Source organism: Ectopseudomonas oleovorans (genome assembly GCF_029845265.1).
In the GTDB taxonomy this organism is placed as follows: domain Bacteria; phylum Pseudomonadota; class Gammaproteobacteria; order Pseudomonadales; family Pseudomonadaceae; genus Aquipseudomonas; species Aquipseudomonas oleovorans.
In genome coordinates, this window is record NZ_JAOCLK010000004.1 from 80,077 (window position 1) to 98,081 (window position 18,005).

The window sequence follows — 18,005 nt, forward strand, 5'->3', positions numbered from 1 at the left end:
TGCACCCGCCCTACGTCCGACACTAGATCCACCCACCCCATTGCAACAGCAACAGACCGATATTGGTGGTGACCACCGCCGCCAGGGTGGTCAGGACGATGATCGCCGCCGCCAGCTCATGGTTGGCGCCGACGGCGCGGGCCATGACGAAGCTGGCCGCCGCCGTCGGGCTGGCGAAATAGAGAAACAGGATCGCCAGATCCGCACCGCGAAAGCCGAACAGCCAGGCGCCGAAGGTGCTCAGCAGCGGCAACCAGACCATCTTCATCAGGCCCGAACCGATGGCCGTGCCGCTGCTGCGGCGCAACGACGCCAGGCTCAGGGTGCCGCCAATGCAGATCAGCGCCAGCGGCAGGGTCATCTGCGCGAAATACTCGGCCGAGGTCAGGAACCACTGCGGCAGCGGGATTTTCCAGTAGGCAATCGGTGCCGCCAGCAGCACGCCAATGATCATCGGGTTGCTCACGATGCTGCGCGCGATGGCCTTGGCACCGGGTTTCACGCCCGGGCTGTAGATGGCCAGAACCACCGCCGAGAGCGCGTTGTAGCAGAGGATCACCAGTGCGGCGAGCAACGAGCCGACCGACAGGCCGTAGTCACCGTACATGCTGGTGGCCAGTGCCAGGCCAACGATACCGTTGTTACCGCGGAAGGCGCCCTGGGTGTAGATACCACGACCCTCGAACGGCACCCGCCAGATCGCCCAGGCCCAGGCGACGAAGAACGACGCCACGGTGGCCAGGAAGAAATAGGACAGCAGTTGCGGCTGCATGGCCGCATCCAGGTCCGCCTTGACCACACCGAGAAACAGCAGGGTCGGCATGGTGCCGCGAAACACCAGGCTCGAAGCGGTATCGATGAAGGGCGTATCGATCCAGCGCAGACGTTTGAGTGCCACGCCGAGAAACAGCATGGCGAACACGGGCGCGGTAATGGCAAGGGTTTGTGCAGCGACGGCGAGCATGGCGACACCAGCAGGTTGTCTGACGACCTATGTTAGCTGGCTAAGCATTTATCTGCCACGGGCAAAAGCCGCACAGTTGTAGGATGGGCCGGGCGGCGATCCGCTTTAGCCCACGCGAACCCGCGTTGATAAGCTCAAGCCCATCTTGCGGCCTGCCCCCCTGGTGGGCTGAAGCCCACCCTACGCCCTACGAGCCCAGGCATACCAAGGCTTAGCGCCGCACCGGGCGCTTTTGCAACTTGCGCTGCAGGGTGCGGCGGTGCATGCCCAGGGCGCGGGCAGTGGCGGAAATGTTGCCCTCGTGTTCGGCCAGCACACGCTGGATGTGCTCCCACTGCAGGCGGTCCACCGACATCGGGTTTTCCGGCACCAGGCTGTCGAGGTCGGCATGCTCGGAAAGCAGCGCGGTGAGTACGTCGTCGGCATCGGCCGGCTTGCACAGGTAGTTGGCCGCGCCGCGCTTGATCGCCTCCACCGCGGTGGCGATGCTGGAATAGCCGGTGAGGATCACCACACGCATCTCGGCGTCCAGTTCCAGCAGCTTGGGCAGCAGCACCAGACCGGAGTCGCCTTCCATCTTCAGGTCGACCACGGCGTAATCCGGCAGGTCGTCCTTGGCCAGGGCCAAGCCTTCTTCGGCGCTGGAGGCGGTAGACACGCGCAGACCGCGGCGGCTCATGGCGCGCGCCATCACGCGGGTAAAGGTGGGGTCGTCATCGACCAGCAGCAGATGGGGCTGCTCTTCGCCTTCGAACAGGGATTCGTCGCTCATGCTGGGTTTTCCTTGTCAGGCCACGCCATAGGCTCGCGGCAACTTCAATTCGGTGAGGGTGCCGCCTTCTTCATGGTTATACAACTTAACCGTGCCACCAGCACGGGTCACGCTGGCCTGGCTGAGGAACAGCCCCAGGCCGAAACCCTTGCCCTTGGTGGTGAAGAAGGGCCGCCCAAGCTGCTCGGCGATGGCCAGCGGCACGCCGGCGCCGTGGTCGCGGATGCTCAGGCGCAGCCACTGGTGGTCCCAGTCCAGGCGAATGTCGAGTTTGTCCGGACAGGCGTCGGCGGCGTTGTTGAGCAGATTGAGCAGCGCCTGGGTGAGATCGGCCGGTGGCATGATCCGCGGTGGCGTGCCGCGGCCCAGGCATTGATAGCGGTAGCTGGCCTCGGGACGCATCAGATGCCAGCGATTCAGAGTGGTTTCCAGCCATTCGACACAGGATTGTTCCACCACTGCCTGACGCCGATCGTTCTCGGCGGCGCGCACCAGTTGCTGCAGGGTGTACTTGCACAGCTTGACCTGCTCCTGCAGCAGGGCGAGATCATCCTGCAGCGCCGGCTTGTCGCGATACTCCTGGCGCAGCTCCTTGAGCAGCACGCTCATGGTGCCCAGCGGCGTACCCAGTTCATGGGCGGCGCCAGCGGCCTGAGTGGCCACGGCCAGCAGTTGCTGGTCGCGCAGGCTTTCCTCGCGGCGTTCGGCGCGCAGCTCGTCCTGGCGGCGCAGTTCCTCGGCCATCTTGGCAACGAAGAAGGTGATCAACGCGGCAGACAGGGCAAAACTCAGCCACATGCCATAGACCAGCAGGCTCTCGCGCGCCGCCGGCAACTCGAGTGGATGCGTCCACACCAGCAGCAATGTGTAGCCGGCCAGCGCCATACCGGCCAGGACGATGGTGAACATCCACGGCAGCGTTGCGGCGGCAATGGTCAGTGGCACCAGGTAATAGGACACGAAGGGGTTGGTCGAACCACCCGAGTAGTACAGCAGCACGCTGTGGATGATCAGGTCGCAGCCCAGCTGCACGGCGTACTCGACCTCGGTCACCGGCCAGGGGCCGCGCAAGCGCAAGGCCGTGCCCAGGCACAACAGCAGAGAAACGCCGAGGGTGACCGACAATTGCAACCAGGGTAGCGGTAGCATGCCCGACTTGTAGGCGAGACCGACCGAGCCCGCCTGAGCTGCCAGTACCAGAATACGGATAAGGGTCAGACGCCAGAGATTCTGGCGACTGGCGGACAATAACTGCACGGGTTCGAGCATGAAAACTCCCTTGACTGGGAGCGAGTATAACCAAGCCCGACGCGGCCTTCCGCCGCTGCGGCAACCGGACGCACACTTCGCTGCAGCCCGCTCGGTGTACAGGATGAAAAAAATTGCACGGCATTAACCCGGATCACGACTCGCCTTCGTCTAACCTCGGGAAACGGCCACAAGGCCATCGAAAAAGGAACCGCACCATGCGCACCATGACCCGTATCGCCACCGCCCTCGCCCTCACTGCCGCCAGCCTGGCCAGCACCGGCTTGCTGGCCGACGAGGCGCGTTACAACCAGATCGCCCTGCGCGCCGAGGTCAATCAGGAAGTGGCGCACGACCTGATGCACGTCACCCTCTATACCGAAGCGCAGCACAGTGACCCGGCCAAGCTGGCCGCCGAGATCACCACTACCCTCAACAAGACGCTGGAGCAGGTGCGCCAGGTCAAGGGCGTGGCGGTCAAACTTGGCAGCCGCAACAGCTACCCGGTGTATGACGACAAGGGCCAGAAGATCACCGCCTGGCGCGAGCGCGCCGAGGTGCGCCTGGAAAGCGCTGACTTCGCTCGCCTGTCCACCCTCACCGGTGAATTGCTGCAATCGATGAAGATGGCCGGCATGGATTTCAGCATCGCCACCGACACCCGCAAGACCCGTGAAGATGCCATGCTCAAAGACGCCGTGAATGCCTTCAAGGCGCGCGCGCAACTGGCCACCGAAGCGCTTGGCGGCAAGGGCTACAAGCTGGTCAGCCTCAACCTCAACACCGGTGGTTTCCAGCCGCCAATGGCCATGCGCAACTTCGAAGCCAAGGGCATGGCGATGATGGACGCAGCGCCAACACCACAGATTGAAGCCGGCACCAGCCAGGTCACGGTCAGCGCCGACGGCGTCATCGAAGTGCAGATGCCCTGAACCACGCTCCGCAACAAAGCAACGCCGTTATCGCCAGATAACGGCGTTTCGCCATCTTTTCCCTGCAACATTTTCATAAATGCGACAGCAAATTACAGCGCTGTAGCGCTAACCATTTTCCACACGGCGCCCCTCTTGCCTCAGGCACAAGGCCTGCATAGTTTCGTTGGTGGTCTCTACAAGAGGCTCCTCAAGGACCACAACCACAACAACGATGAGGTCAAGATGCGCAAGAACGCCGTTATCCAGGCTTTACTCACCGCTGGGCTGATCGCCAGCGCCCCCCTCGCCAGCGCCGCCAACCTGGTGTTCTGCTCCGAAGGCAGCCCAGCCGGTTTCGACCCAGGCCTGTACACCACCGGAACCGATTTCGACGCCGCCGCGGAAACCATCTTCAACCGCCTGACCCAGTTCGAGCGCGGCGGCACCAAGGTCGAGCCCGGCCTGGCGCAAAGCTGGGAAGTGTCCGACGACGGCCTGATCTACACCTTCAAGTTGCGCCCTGGGGTGAAATTCCACACCACCGAGTACTTCAAGCCCAGCCGCGAATTCAATGCCGACGACGTGCTATTCACCTTTGGCCGCATGCTCGACAAGGACCACCCGTTCCGTAAGGCGTACCCCACCGAGTTCCCCTATTTCACCGACATGGGCATGGACAGCAACATCGCCAAGCTGGAGAAGCTCGATGACATGACCCTGCGCTTCACCCTCAACGAAGTGGACGCCGCCTTCGTGCAGAACCTGGCGATGAGCTTTGCCTCGATCCAGTCCGCCGAGTACGCCGATCAGTTGCTCAAAGCTGGCAAGGCCGCTGACATCAACCAGAAACCCATCGGCACCGGCCCCTTCGTGTTCAGTCGCTACCAGAAGGACGCGGTGATTCGTTACAAGGGCAACCAGGACTACTGGAAGCCCGAAGATGTGAAGGTCGACAACCTGATCTTCGCCATCAACACCGACTCGTCGGTGCGCATGCAGAAACTGCGTGCCGGCGAATGCCATGTCACTCTGTTCCCGCGCCCAGCCGACATCGCCTCGCTGCAGCAAGACGCCAAGCTGAAGATGCCAGAGCAGGCCGGCTTCAATGTCGGCTACATCGCCTACAACGTCACCCACCCGCCGTTCGACAAGCTGGAAGTGCGTCAGGCGCTGGACATGGCGGTGAACAAGCAGGCAATTCTCGACGCCGTTTACCAAAACGCCGGGCAGTTGGCCGTCAACGGCATGCCACCGACCCAGTGGTCGTATAACGAAGACATCAAGGACCCTGCCTTCGACCCGAAAAAAGCCAAGGAGCTGCTCACAGCTGCAGGCGTCAAGGAAGGTACCGAGATCACCTTGTGGGCCATGCCGGTACAGCGCCCGTACAACCCCAACGCCAAGCAGATCGCCGAGATCCTGCAGGCTGACTGGGCCAAGATCGGCATCAAGGCACGCATCGTCACCTACGAGTGGGGCGAATACCTCAAGCGCGCCAAGGCCGGCGAGCACGACGCCATGCTGATCGGTTGGAGCGGCGACAACGGTGACCCCGACAACTGGCTCGGCACCCTCTATGGCTGCGACGCGGTCGACGGCAACAACTTCTCCAAATGGTGCTTCGAGGACTACGACAAGCTGGTCAAGGCCGCCAAACGCACCACCGACGTAGCCGAACGCACCGAGCTGTACAAACAGGCGCAGGTGATCCTCAAGCGCGAGGTGCCGATCACTCCGCTGGCCCACTCCACCGTGTACCAGCCGATGCGCAAGGAAGTGCAGGACTTCCGCATCAGCCCGTTCGGCATCAACTCGTTCTATGGTGTAGGTATCGGCAAGTAACAATCTGCACCGGCGCCCTTGAAGGGGCGCCGATTGCAGGACGGTCGACCAGGAGCCAGCATGCCTACCTTTCCCCTTATGCGCGGCAGTCTGCTGTTTGCCGCGCTACTCGCTGCTCAGGCCCAGGCGGCCAACCTGGTGGTCTGCAGCGAAGCCAGCCCGGAAGGGTTCGACATCGTTCAATACACCGCAGCCACCACCGCCGATGCAACGGCGGAAACCCTGTTCGAACGCTTGGTGGACTTCGCCCCCGGCAGCACCGAAATCGTCCCGGCATTGGCAGAAAGCTGGGAAATAGCCGATGACGGTCTGAGCTACACCTTCACCCTGCGCCAGGGAGTGAAATTCCATGCCAGCCAGGGCTTCAGCCCGACTCGCGAGCTCAACGCCGATGACGTGCTATGGAGTTTCCAGCGCCAGCTCGACCCAGCACATCCCTGGCACAAGCTGTCGCTGCGTGGCTTCCCTTATGCCGAGGCCATGGGCCTGGCGCAACTGATCGAGCGCATCGACAAGCTCGACGAGCATCGCGTGCGCTTCGTCCTCAAACACCCGGAAGCGCCCTTCCTGGCCAACCTGGCCATGGGTTTCGCCTCAATCTATTCGGCCGAGTATGCCGAGCACCTGCTCGCAACGAACACCCCCGAACGCCTGAACAATGCCCCCATCGGCACCGGGCCTTTCGTGTTCGAGCGCTATGCCAAGGACGCCCAGGTACGCTTTCGCGGCAACCCGGATTACTGGAATGGCGCACCGCAGGTCGAGCGCCTGATACTGGCCATCACCCCCGAGCCCAACGTGCGCCAGCAACGGCTCAAGGCCGGCGACTGTCAGATCACCCTGTTCCCACGCCCCGTCGACATCCCGGCCATGAAGGCCGACCCGAAACTGCAGGTGCTGGAGCTGGACTCGCTGCTCACCGCCTATATCGGCATCAACACCCGTCATCCGCCGCTGGACGACGTGCGCGTGCGCCAGGCACTGAACCTGGCCTTCGACAAGGCCGCCTACATTCGCGCGCAGTATGGCGAAGGCAATGCCACACCGGCCGTGGCGCCCTACCCAGCCACCTTGTGGGGCCATGACGACACGCTGCAGGACTGGCCGCACGATCCCGAACGCGCCCGCCAGTTGCTGGCCGAGGCCGGTCACGCCGATGGCTTCGCCCTGTCGATCTGGACCCGCCCCGGTGGCGGGCCGACCAATCCAAACCCGGGTATCGGCGCACAGATGCTGCAGGCCGATCTCGCAGCCATCGGCATTCGCAGCGATATTCGCGTGTTCGAGTGGGGCGAGCTGATCAAGCGCGCCAAGAACGGCGAGCATGACCTGGTATTCATGGGCTGGGCCGGCGACAACGGTGACCCGGACAACTTCCTCACCCCCAACCTGTCCTGCGCCGCTGCCGAGAGCGGCGAGAACCAGGCCGGGTGGTGCGACAAGACCTTCGATGCCTTGATCACCCAGGCACGCCGCGAACCCGAGCAGAGCAAACGCGCCGCGCTGTATCGTCAGGCCCTGACAATCTTCCATGAGCAAGCGCCGTGGATCGCCCTGGCCCACCCGAAACAGTTCGCAGCGCTGCGCAAGGGCGTCGAAGGCTTCGTACTCAGCCCGATGGGCTCGAACAACTTTTCCAAGGTGAGCGTGCCATGAGCAGCCATGGCTCGAACCTGATGAAAGCGTCTACGAACCCGACGTAGGCGTGGTTAAACGCCTAGGCCGAAGGGGTCGTCCACCGAATGACTGGGCTGGGTAAACCAGCGCGGGCCGTCGGCGGTCACGTAGAAGTGATCTTCGAGGCGGATGCCGAACTCTCCCGGCACGCAGATCATCGGCTCGTTGCTGAAGCACATGCCCTCTGCCAGCGGAGTGTCATCGCCGCCAACCAGGTAAGGCCCCTCGTGAATGTCCAGGCCGATACCGTGACCCGTACGATGCGGCAAGCCTGGCAAGCTGTAGCCAGGCCCAAGCCCTGCGGCCTCCAGGCTACGCCGGGCCGCGGCGTCCACCGACGAACAGGGCGCCCCCAGGATGGCTGCCTCGAACGCCGCCTGCTGCGCGGCTTTTTCCTTGTTCCAGAAGTCGCGCTGGCGCGCGCTGGGCGTGCCGAAAACGTAGCTGCGGGTGATGTCCGACAGGTAACTGTGCACCTTGCAGCCGGTGTCGATCAGTACCATGTCGCCGTCCTTGAGCCGCTGTGCGTGCTTGACCCCATGCGGAAAGGCACTGGCGGCACCGAACAGCACGATGCAGAAGGTCGAGCCAGGCGCACCGACACGGCGGTGCGCCTGGTGGATGAACTCGGCAACTTCAGTGGTGCTGATACCTTCATGGAGGATGCTCGCAGCCGCCTTGTGCACTTCCAGGGTCATGTCCTTGGCGCGTTGCATAAGGGCGATTTCGGCTGGCGATTTGGATTGGCGACAGACCGTGGTGATGCTGCCGGCATCGACGAAGCGATAACCGGTAGTCAGCTGGCGAATGCCTTCAAACATGAAAAAAGGCAAAGAAGAACAAAGACCTACCTTCGGCTGCGCACCATCTTTGGGCAATTCCGCCAGACGCTTCAGGCAGTTCAGAAACAGTGCATAGGGGCTTTCGTGCTCTTGCCAGGTATTGATCACGCCAGGCACCACCTGGAAATCGCGCACCGTGCCTTCCTCGAACGCCGGCGCCAGATACTCCAGTGCACCGCTGGCCGGCAGAATCGCCCCGACCATACGTTCGCTGGGATGCCACTGCACACCAGTGAAGTACTGCAGGTTGCTGCCGGCAGCCAGAAACAGCGCGGCGATATCCTGCTCGCGCATCAACGCCTGAGCGCGGTCGATGCGCGTCTGGTATTCAGCCTCAGTGATCGGCTGCGCGCCGGCCATCATGTTCTGCAGGCGCGCCAAGGCCTGCTCCGGCGTGCTGCCGCCCACTCCCAGTGTCATCTGCGCATCCTCGTCTGGCGCCCACGACGACCATCGTCACCGGGCAATTTGCTGCGGCAAAATTTAAGTGCAACTTAAATTCCGGTCAAAGATTTTTTCAGCTGTACTTAAAAAGCGCGCCGGCATCGGGCTGAAGTCCCTGCGCCTCATGGGTATACTGCGCTGACCCGAACAGCGAACCACCTCCATGACCGCAGATCGCATTGGCGAACGCTTGCGCCGCTACCGGCGGGCCGCCGGCAAGACCCTCAATCAGGTAGCGGCAGACGCAGGCCTGACCGCCAGCTTCCTGTCCCAGGCAGAACGCAACCTGACCGGCGTATCGCTATCGTCGCTGGCGAGCATCGCCAAGTCACTCGATGTACCGCTCAACGTGCTGTTCGATCAGCCCACCCAGGCGCAACCGGATTCTCACGTCAACGAACGGGTGCGCTACACCGTAGGCGGTCAGTTGCTGGCCTATGAACGCCTGTCCAGCTCATTTCCCGGCAACTCGATCAACGCGGTGAAGATGAACATTCCGGTGGGTTATCAGTCTGAACTGATCGCGCATGAGGGCGTGGAATTCTCCTACGTGCTCAGCGGGCAGATCGTCTACACCATCGAGGGTCGCGACTACCCCCTCGGCCCCGGCGACTCGGTGCATTTCGATGCCGGCAAGCTGCATCGCCTGGCCAATACCGCCGATGCCCCGGCCGAAGTACTGACCATGACCACCATGGCGCTTTTCGGCGATCACCCCGCCAGCGAGTGATTTTTTGCCCCAATTCAGGGCGAATATGCGCAATGTTAGTGCTGCTTAATTTTTGTTGACCACAATTTCAGCATGACTTAATTTCGAGCCCGACCCGGTGGGCTACCCGCCTTCACCGCATTCCGAGCTCGCGCCATACCCAGGCGCGAACAAAAAGAAAAAGAGGTTCGCATGCGTATGTCCCCCCTGTGCAAGGCACTGCTCACCGCAGGCCTGCTCACCAGTGCTTCGTTCGCCCACGCCAGCAACCTGGTGTATTGCTCCGAAGGCAGCCCGGGCGGTTTCGACCCCGGCCAGTACACCACCGGCACCGATTTCGACGCGGCCTCGGAAACTATCTTCAATCGCCTCGCCGAATTCGAGCGCGGCGGCACCAAGGCACAACCTTCACTGGCTACCTCTTGGGACATCAGCGAGGACGGCCTGACCTACACCTTCCACTTGCGCGAAGGGGTCAAGTTCCACAGCACCGACTACTTCAAGCCGACTCGCGACTTCAACGCCGACGATGTGCTGTTCACTTACCAGCGCATGCTTGATCGCAACCACCCGTTCCGCCAGGCCTACCCCAGCGAGTTTCCCTACTTCACGGACATGGGCCTGGACAAGAACATCGCCAAGATCGAGAAGACCGACGACATGACCGTGGTCTTCACCCTCAACGCCGTCGACGCCGCCTTCGTGCAGAACCTGGCGATGAGCTTTGCCGCGATACACTCGGCCGAATACGCCGACCAGTTGCTCAAGGCCGGCAAGGCCGCCGAGATCAATCAGAAGCCCATCGGCACCGGGCCGTTCGTGTTCAGCCGCTATCAGAAGGACGCGGTGATCCGCTTCAAGGGCAACACGCAGTACTGGGCCCCGGAGCAGGTGAAGATCGACAACCTGATTTTCTCCATCAATACCGACGCCTCGGTACGCGCGCAGAAGCTGCGCGCCGGTGAATGCCACGTCACCCTCAACCCGCGCCCTGCTGACTTGCAGAGTCTGCAGGCCGACAAGAATCTCAATGTACCGACCGAGCCTGGCTACAACGTCGGCTACATCGCCTACAACGTCACCCGCGCGCCGTTCGACCAGCGCGAAGTACGTCAGGCGCTGGATATGGCGGTGAACAAGGCCGCGATCATCGACGCGGTGTACCAGGGCGCCGGCCAGTTGGCTGTGAACGGCATGCCGCCGACTCAATGGTCCTATGACGAGTCGATCAAGGATGCGGCCTACGATCCCGAAAAAGCCAAGGAACTGCTCAAGGCTGCCGGCGTCAAGGAAGGCACCGAGATCACCCTGTGGGCCATGCCTGTGCAGCGGCCCTACAACCCCAATGCGCGGCTGATGGCCGAGATGCTGCAAAACGACTGGGCCAAGGTCGGCATCAAGGCGCGCATCGTCAGCTACGAGTGGGGCGAATACATCAAGCGCGCCCATGCCGGCGAGCACGATGCCATGCTGATCGGCTGGACCGGCGACAACGGTGACCCGGACAACTGGCTCGGCACCCTGTACGGCTGCGCCTCGGTAGACGGCAACAACTTCTCCAAGTGGTGCGACAGCGAATACGACAAGCTGGTGGTCGCCGCCAAGCGCGTCACCGACCAGGAACAACGTAGCGAGCTGTATCGTCAGGCCCAGGTCGTACTCAAGCGCGAAGTGCCAATCACGCCGATCGCTCACTCCACGGTCTACCAACCGATGCGCAGCAGCGTCAAAGGCTTCCAGATCAGCCCCTTCGGGCGCAACAGCTTCATCGGTGTCAGCAACGACTGATAGCCCTTTGCGCGATCGCCGCTGCGCCGACTGCTGTTACGTGAGCGCCCTCGAACGACGCCCCAGGCAAATGCCCGGGGCACGTCGTGATCGAACAGCTAACCTGCAACATGCTCGAAGGAATCGCCAGATTTCCAGGCTGTTCGATACCGTTCTGATTAGGAGTTACCCACCGCCATGCTGAGCTTCATTGCACGCCGCCTGGGCTTGCTGATCCCCACCTTCTTCGGCGTCACCCTGCTGACCTTCGCGCTGATCCGCCTGATCCCCGGTGACCCGGTGGAGGTGATGATGGGCGAACGCCGCGTCGACCCGGAAATGCACGCCCAGGCCATGGAGCGTCTGGGGCTGAACAAGCCGTTGTACCAGCAGTACTTCGACTACATCGGCCAACTCGCCAGCGGCAACCTCGGCGAATCGCTGCGCTCGCGTGAAAGCGTGTGGAACGAGTTTCTCACCCTGTTTCCCGCCACCGTCGAACTGGCCCTGGCCGCTTTGCTATTTGCCGGCACCCTGGGCCTGATCGCCGGGGTGGTCGCCGCACTCAAGCGCGGTACAGCGCTGGATCACGGCGTGATGAGCATTGCCCTGACCGGCTATTCCATGCCGATCTTCTGGTGGGGCCTGCTGTTGATCATGTTCTTCTCGGTGGGCCTGGGCTGGACACCGGTTTCAGGACGTATCGATCTGCTCTACGACATCCCGCCGGTCACCGGCTTCATGCTGATCGACACACTGCTTTCCGACGAGCCAGGCGCCTTCGTCGACGCCCTGCGCCACCTGATCCTGCCAGCCATCGTGCTCGGCACCATCCCGCTGGCGGTGATCGCGCGGATGACCCGCTCGGCCATGCTCGAAGTGCTGCGTGAGGACTACATCCGCACCGCACGGGCCAAAGGCCTGTCGCCGACGCGCGTGGTCTTCGTGCATGGCCTGCGCAATGCCTTGATCCCGGTGCTGACCGTGTTCGGCCTGCAGGTCGGCACCCTGCTGGCCGGTGCCGTGCTGACCGAAACCATCTTCTCCTGGCCGGGCATCGGCAAGTGGTTGATCGAGGCCATCGGTGCCCGCGACTACCCGGTGGTGCAAAACGGCATTCTGCTGATTGCCTGCCTGGTGATCCTGGTCAACTTCACCGTGGACATCCTCTATGGCCTGGCCAATCCACGTATTCGCCATCAGAAGTAAGGAAGGCGCCATGCATAGCCACATCATTTGCGTAGGGTGGATGACGCGCTTTTCATCCACCGTGAAAACACGTCGGTGGACGGATGAAGCGTCGTCCACCCCGCAAGAGGTGCGCCCATGACCACCTCCACCCCACTCGACCAGAGCCTGCTCTACCCTTCGCCACTGAAAGAGTTCTGGCAGGCCTTCGCCCACAACACCGGCGCCCTCGGCGGCCTGGCGTTCATGATCCTGCTGGTGTTCTGCGCACTGTTCGCCCCCTGGGTCGCACCGCACGATCCCAGCGAGCAGTACCGCGACTTCCTGCTCACCCCGCCGGTGTGGCTGGAAGGCGGCCAATGGCAGTTCCTGCTCGGCACCGACGAACTGGGCCGCGACCTGCTCTCGCGCCTGATCCACGGTGCACGCCTGTCGCTGCTGATCGGCCTGGCATCGGTGGTGCTGTCGCTGATTCCCGGCATCCTCCTGGGCCTGGTCGCCGGCTTTTTCCCGCGTCTGCTCGGCCCCGGCATCATGCGCATGATGGACATCATGCTGGCGCTGCCCTCGCTGCTGCTGGCGGTCGCCATCGTCGCCATCCTCGGCCCAGGGCTGATCAACACCATCTTCGCCATCGCCATCGTCTCGCTGCCTTCCTATGTGCGCCTGACCCGCGCGGCCGTGATGGGTGAACTGAACCGAGACTACGTCACCGCTGCGCAGCTGGCCGGCGCCAACCTACCACGGCTGATGTTCGTCACCGTGCTGCCCAACTGCATGGCGCCGTTGATCGTGCAGGCCACCCTGAGCTTTTCCTCGGCGATTCTCGACGCGGCCGCACTGGGCTTTCTCGGCCTCGGCGTGCAACCGCCGACGCCCGAGTGGGGCACCATGCTGGCCTCGGCGCGCGACTACATCGAACGCGCCTGGTGGGTGGTGACCCTGCCTGGCCTGGCGATTCTGCTCAGCGTGCTGGCGATCAACCTGATGGGTGACGGCCTGCGCGATGCCCTCGACCCGAAACTGAAGAACGCCATCTGAGGAGGCCCATATGCACAAGATGATCTCGGTGCGCATGGCGCACCACAGCTGCGCAGCGTGGACGGGAGAAGTATCGTCCCCCCTATGCACGGAGGACGCCCGATGAGTCTGCTGGATATCCGCAACCTCTCCGTACGTTTCGGCGCGGCCGACGCCGTGCCGGTGGTCGACGGGCTCGATCTGAGTGTGGAAAAAGGTGAAGTGCTGGCCATCGTCGGCGAGTCCGGCTCCGGCAAGTCGGTGACCATGATGGCGCTGATGGGCCTGATCGACGCACCCGGCATCGTCCAGGCCGATTGCATGCAGTTCGACAGCACCGACATGCTGCGTCTGAAGGGCCGGCAGCGCCGGCGTATCGTCGGCAAGGACCTGTCGATGGTCTTCCAGGACCCGATGACCGCCCTCAACCCCAGCTACACCGTGGGTTTCCAGATCGAGGAAGTGCTGCGCCAGCACCTCGGCCTGAAAGGCAAGGCGGCACGCGCCCGTGCCCTGGAACTACTGGAACGGGTGGAAATCCCCGGCGCCGCCAGCCGCCTCGATGCCTACCCGCACCAGCTTTCCGGGGGCATGAGCCAGCGTGTGGCCATCGCCATGGCGATTGCCGCCGAACCCAAGCTGCTGATCGCCGACGAACCCACCACCGCGCTGGACGTGACCATCCAGGCGCAGATCATGGAGCTGCTGCTGGATCTGCAGCGCGATCAGGGCATGGCCCTGGTGCTGATCACCCATGACCTGGCCGTGGTCGCCGAAACCGCCCAGCGCGTCTGCGTGATGTACGCTGGGCAAGCGGTGGAGCTGGGCCAGGTGCCGGCTCTGTTCGATGCGCCCAGTCATCCGTATACCGAAGCCTTGCTCAAGGCGATCCCCGAACACAGCGCCGGCGCCCAGCGCCTGGCGACCCTGCCCGGTATCGTGCCCGGCCGTTATGACCGCCCACAGGGCTGTCTGCTGTCGCCACGCTGCCCCTACGTGCAGCCGCGTTGCCGCGACCAGCGTCCAACCCTGGACGCACACGAGCGAGGCGCTGCGCGCTGCTTCTTTCCTCTTGTACCCACGGCGGAGGTGGCCTGATGAGCACCGTACTTCAAGCCCGTGAGCTGACCCGTCACTACAGCGTCTCGCGCGGCCTGTTCAAACCGGCAGCCTTGGTGCAAGCGCTCAACGGCGTGTCGTTCACGCTGGAGGCCGGCAGGACCCTGGCGGTGGTTGGCGAGTCCGGCTGCGGCAAGTCCACCCTGGCACGCGCCCTGACCCTGATCGAAGAGCCCAGCGCCGGTAGCCTGCAAATCGCCGGACGGGAAGTGGCCGGCGCCAGCCATGCCGAGCGCAAACAGCTGCGCCGCGACGTGCAGATGGTGTTCCAGAACCCCTACGCCTCGCTCAACCCGCGGCAGAAGATCGGTGACCAGTTGGCCGAACCGCTGCTAATCAACACCAACCTGTCGCGTGCCGAGCGTCGTGAGAAGGTGCAGGCGATGATGCAGCAGGTGGGGCTGCGCCCCGAGCACTACCAGCGCTACCCGCACATGTTCTCCGGTGGCCAGCGTCAGCGCATCGCCCTGGCCCGTGCCATGATGCTGCAGCCCAAGGTGCTGGTGGCGGACGAACCGACCTCGGCGCTGGACGTGTCGATCCAGGCCCAGGTGCTGAACCTGTTCATGGACCTGCAGGAGCAGTACCAGACCGGCTACGTGTTCATCTCGCATAACCTCGCGGTGGTGCGTCATGTCGCCGACGACGTGCTGGTGATGTACCTCGGCCGCCCGGTGGAGATTGGCGCGGCCGAGGCGCTCTACGCCCGCCCGCTGCATCCCTACACCCGCGCCCTGCTGTCGGCGACGCCGGCGATTCATCCCGATCCGGACAAGCCGCGGATGAAGATCAGCGGCGAGTTGCCCAACCCGCTGAACCCGCCATCCGGCTGCGCCTTCCACAAGCGCTGCCCGCATGCCGACGAACGCTGCCGCGGCGAACGCCCTGAGCTGCGCCTGATCGATGCGCGGCAGGTGGCCTGCCATCATGTCGAACGCATCGCCGACTGATCGCCTTGACACGACCTGCCGCCAGCGCCGTGTCATGGCGCCGCTGGCAGAGTCAGCTCGATGCTTTCCGCCAGCGAGTCTTCCAGGCGCTGCAACTCGACTTCCACCGCGGCAGCGTCATCGGCCAGGCTCTGGGCGATATGCAGGAACTCCGGCGTCGCCTCGACGAAGGCCAGCACCACCATCGGATCGAAGCGCGTGCCGCTGGCGGCGCAGATCCGCGAAACGGCCTGTTCCGGGCTGATCGACGGCAGATAGGCATGCTGACAGGTCAACTCTTCGAAGTACCCGACCAGCGCCATCAGCCGTGCCGACAATGGAATCTGCTCACCACTCAGCCCCTGCGGATAGCCCTGGCCATCCCAGCGCTCATGCTGGCTGTAGACGATGTCCTTGGCGTCAGAGAGAAAGTCGGTGATGCTGCCCAACTTGCGCTCGGCACGTTCGAGCGCATCACGCCCGGCGATCACCCCCTCGCTCAGCAGGCGCAGGTCATTTTCGTCCGGCTCGCCATGGCTGAGCAGCACCCGATCAGGCAGGATCAGCCGGTCGATCACATGCAGCCTGGCCGACTTGCCCAACTGGGCAATACGCGCCCCGCTCAGCGACGCTGACAAGGCCGGCTGCTGCCGTGCAAACGCAGCAGCCAGGCAGGTCATGTAGCGTTCGATACGTTCCAGACGACGGCTGCGCGGGTTGTCGCGCATGACGGCAACGCTGGCCATGGCCTCGATGGTGACATCCTGCAGACGCTGGATATCGCGCGTACGGCGCTTGACCTCGAGCTCCAGATACTCGCTCTTGTCACGCAGGTAGTCGGTAGCGGCCTTGAGCTGCAGTTGCGCCCGCACGCGGGCGAGCACGATGGGCGGGCTGACCGGCTTGGTGATGTAGTCGGCGGCGCCGAGGTCGAAGCCCAGTTGCTCGTCGGCAACATCGCTGCGCCCGGTCACCAGAATCAGTGGGATATGGCGGGTTTGAAGGTCGCCGCAGAGCTTGCGGCACAATGCATAGTCATCCTGCCAGCCAAGCAGGATCAGATCCGGTTGCGGTTGCGCCCTGGCCGCCTGCAGTGCCTCATCATTGCCAACCAGGCTCACCTGATAACGATCAGCCAGCAGCGCCCCCAGGCGCTGGCGCGCATCCACGGCATCGTCCACCACCAGAATCAGTTCCTGCTCCGGCCTATCGAGCATCCCGCGCATGGCGATCTCCTTCGGCATCTGCCTACTCATCATTAAAGGTGCTGAACGCTGTTTATGCTCAGGCCCTCGTACAAATGACCCGATCCGGGGTTTGAAAGTGCAATACGGATTGGCAGCTCGACAGGCGCAACCGACAATCGGTGCTGTCATCCTCATCAGAAAGGTTCGCCTCATGCTCGACCAGGCACGCTGCTGGCAAGCCGTCTGCGAGCGCGACGCGGCGTTCGACGGGCGTTTCGTCTTCGCCGTCGGCAGCACGGGTATCTATTGCCGGCCCAGTTGCCCGGCGCGGCGACCAAGGCGCGATAACGTCAGCTTTCACCTTGACGCAGCCAGCGCCGAGACAGCCGGCTTTCGCCCGTGCAAACGCTGCTCGCCGCAAGGCCAGAGCCCGGCGCAGCAGCTCGATGCGCTGGTCGCCGCAGCCTGTGACCTGCTCAGCGGCGAACAACGCCTGACCCTGCCCCAGCTGGCGGCACGTATCGGTCTGTCAGCCTCGCACCTGGCCCGTGCATTCAAGGCGCGCACGGGCGTGACACCCAATGCCTGGGCCGCCGCTCTGCGCCGGCAACGCCTGGAAACCCATCTGCCACAGGCAGCTAGCGTGCTCGACGCAGCGCTGGCCGCCGGCTATTCCGGCACCCGCGCGCTGTATGAAAAGCCCCAGGCCATGAGCCCCGCGCAGCGCCGTCAACGCGGCGCCGGCGAGCGCCTGCGTTACAGCATCGCCCCCTGCCCGCTCGGCCAGGTGCTACTGGCCACCAGCGACAGAGGCGTTTGCGCCCTGCTGTTTGGCGATGAGCCGCAAACGCTGCGCGTCGAACTGCAACAGCGCTTCGCCGCCGCCCAGCTCGAAGAAGATCAACAGGGTCTACGCAACTGGCTGCAGCAGGTGCTGGAGCAACTCGCAGAACCGCAGCGCGCCGCCCATCTGCCACTGGACATACGCGGCACGGCGTTTCAGCTGCGCGTCTGGCAAGCGCTGCAGAATATTCCCTGCGGAGAGACGCGCAGCTATGCCGAACTGGCCGGCCAGCTGTACAGCCACCCGCGCGCAGTGGCGCGCGCCTGCGCCAGTAATACCATCGCTCTGCTGCTGCCGTGCCACCGCGTGGTGGCCAGCGATGGCCAGCTCAGTGGTTATCGCTGGGGGCTACAGCGCAAGCGGCAGTTACTGGCGCACGAAAGCGAGGATCACTGAGCCCGTTAGGTGCCCCTTGGCCTAATGTCTGTCAGTTAAGCGTCGACGCTGCCAATGGGTAGGAGCGGCGCCCCGCCGCGAACCAGGGCGATACGCGATTGAAAAGCTTCGCCCCGGGGCGGGGCTCCTACGAAAGACCGCTT

The 18,005-nt window shown here is 63.5% G+C and carries 15 protein-coding genes; 10 read left to right on the top strand and 5 right to left on the bottom strand.

Annotation, left to right across the window (positions count from 1 at the left end; genetic code table 11):
• Positions 1–22: 22 nt before the first annotated feature.
• The 3 genes from N5J71_RS03530 to N5J71_RS03540 all read right to left on the bottom strand — a co-directional run bounded on the left by N5J71_RS03530 (position 23) and on the right by N5J71_RS03540 (position 3,005).
• Positions 23–964 (bottom strand): AEC family transporter, encoded by a 942-nt coding sequence (locus tag N5J71_RS03530; protein ID WP_279916304.1) that lies wholly within the window; start codon positions 962–964, stop codon positions 23–25.
• A 211-nt stretch (positions 965–1,175) separates the two neighbouring features.
• The gene (locus tag N5J71_RS03535) at positions 1,176–1,736 is read right to left on the bottom strand and encodes a response regulator transcription factor (protein ID WP_004424835.1); all 561 of its coding nucleotides are present in this window, start codon (positions 1,734–1,736) and stop codon (positions 1,176–1,178) included.
• A 15-nt stretch (positions 1,737–1,751) separates the two neighbouring features.
• Positions 1,752–3,005, bottom strand: a complete 1,254-nt coding sequence (locus N5J71_RS03540) for an ATP-binding protein (RefSeq protein ID WP_279916305.1) — start codon at positions 3,003–3,005, stop codon at positions 1,752–1,754.
• Between the two features lie 197 nt (positions 3,006–3,202).
• Here N5J71_RS03540 and N5J71_RS03545 point away from each other — a divergent pair, with 197 nt between their 5' ends.
• The 3 genes from N5J71_RS03545 (at position 3,203) to N5J71_RS03555 (ending at position 7,396) form a co-directional block, all read left to right on the top strand.
• Positions 3,203–3,916, top strand: coding sequence for an SIMPL domain-containing protein (locus tag N5J71_RS03545; RefSeq protein WP_279916306.1), 714 nt, complete (start codon positions 3,203–3,205; stop codon positions 3,914–3,916).
• A 225-nt stretch (positions 3,917–4,141) separates the two neighbouring features.
• Positions 4,142–5,740 carry an ABC transporter substrate-binding protein gene (locus N5J71_RS03550; RefSeq protein WP_279916342.1) on the top strand — a complete coding sequence of 533 codons (1,599 nt, stop codon included), beginning with the start codon at positions 4,142–4,144 and terminating at the stop codon, positions 5,738–5,740.
• A gap of 60 nt (positions 5,741–5,800) precedes the next feature.
• Positions 5,801–7,396, top strand: a complete 1,596-nt coding sequence (locus N5J71_RS03555; protein WP_279916307.1) for an ABC transporter substrate-binding protein — start codon at positions 5,801–5,803, stop codon at positions 7,394–7,396.
• A gap of 53 nt (positions 7,397–7,449) precedes the next feature.
• Here the strand turns inward: N5J71_RS03555 and N5J71_RS03560 are convergent, their stop codons facing one another.
• On the bottom strand, positions 7,450–8,679 hold the full coding sequence (locus tag N5J71_RS03560; protein ID WP_279916309.1) for a M24 family metallopeptidase: 1,230 nt from the start codon (positions 8,677–8,679) through the stop codon (positions 7,450–7,452).
• Between the two features lie 187 nt (positions 8,680–8,866).
• On the opposite strand from N5J71_RS03560, the gene N5J71_RS03565 reads away from it, so the two are divergent.
• The 6 genes from N5J71_RS03565 to N5J71_RS03590 all read left to right on the top strand — a co-directional run bounded on the left by N5J71_RS03565 (position 8,867) and on the right by N5J71_RS03590 (position 15,456).
• Positions 8,867–9,433, top strand: a complete 567-nt coding sequence (locus N5J71_RS03565; protein ID WP_021488045.1) for a cupin domain-containing protein — start codon at positions 8,867–8,869, stop codon at positions 9,431–9,433.
• Positions 9,434–9,604: 171 nt separating this feature from the next.
• Complete coding sequence (locus tag N5J71_RS03570; protein ID WP_279916311.1) at positions 9,605–11,200, top strand: ABC transporter substrate-binding protein; 1,596 nt, start codon at positions 9,605–9,607, stop codon at positions 11,198–11,200.
• Between the two features lie 177 nt (positions 11,201–11,377).
• Positions 11,378–12,388 carry an ABC transporter permease subunit gene (locus N5J71_RS03575; RefSeq protein WP_125880067.1) on the top strand — a complete coding sequence of 337 codons (1,011 nt, stop codon included), beginning with the start codon at positions 11,378–11,380 and terminating at the stop codon, positions 12,386–12,388.
• A gap of 117 nt (positions 12,389–12,505) precedes the next feature.
• Complete coding sequence (locus N5J71_RS03580) at positions 12,506–13,408, top strand: ABC transporter permease subunit (protein WP_279916312.1); 903 nt, start codon at positions 12,506–12,508, stop codon at positions 13,406–13,408.
• A 102-nt stretch (positions 13,409–13,510) separates the two neighbouring features.
• Complete coding sequence (locus tag N5J71_RS03585) at positions 13,511–14,485, top strand: ABC transporter ATP-binding protein (RefSeq protein ID WP_279916313.1); 975 nt, start codon at positions 13,511–13,513, stop codon at positions 14,483–14,485.
• Positions 14,485–15,456, top strand: a complete 972-nt coding sequence (locus N5J71_RS03590; RefSeq protein WP_116617907.1) for a peptide ABC transporter ATP-binding protein — start codon at positions 14,485–14,487, stop codon at positions 15,454–15,456. Before N5J71_RS03585 ends, N5J71_RS03590 begins: the two co-directional genes overlap by 1 nt.
• Positions 15,457–15,488: 32 nt before the next feature.
• Here N5J71_RS03590 and N5J71_RS03595 read toward each other — a convergent pair whose 3' ends face one another.
• Positions 15,489–16,661: an HD-GYP domain-containing protein gene (locus tag N5J71_RS03595; protein WP_279916343.1), complete on the bottom strand. Its 1,173-nt coding sequence runs from the start codon at positions 16,659–16,661 to the stop codon at positions 15,489–15,491.
• 172 nt (positions 16,662–16,833) lie between these two features.
• On the opposite strand from N5J71_RS03595, the gene ada reads away from it, so the two are divergent.
• The gene (gene ada / locus N5J71_RS03600) at positions 16,834–17,862 is read left to right on the top strand and encodes a bifunctional DNA-binding transcriptional regulator/O6-methylguanine-DNA methyltransferase Ada (RefSeq protein ID WP_279916315.1); all 1,029 of its coding nucleotides are present in this window, start codon (positions 16,834–16,836) and stop codon (positions 17,860–17,862) included.
• Positions 17,863–18,005 lie beyond the last annotated feature (143 nt).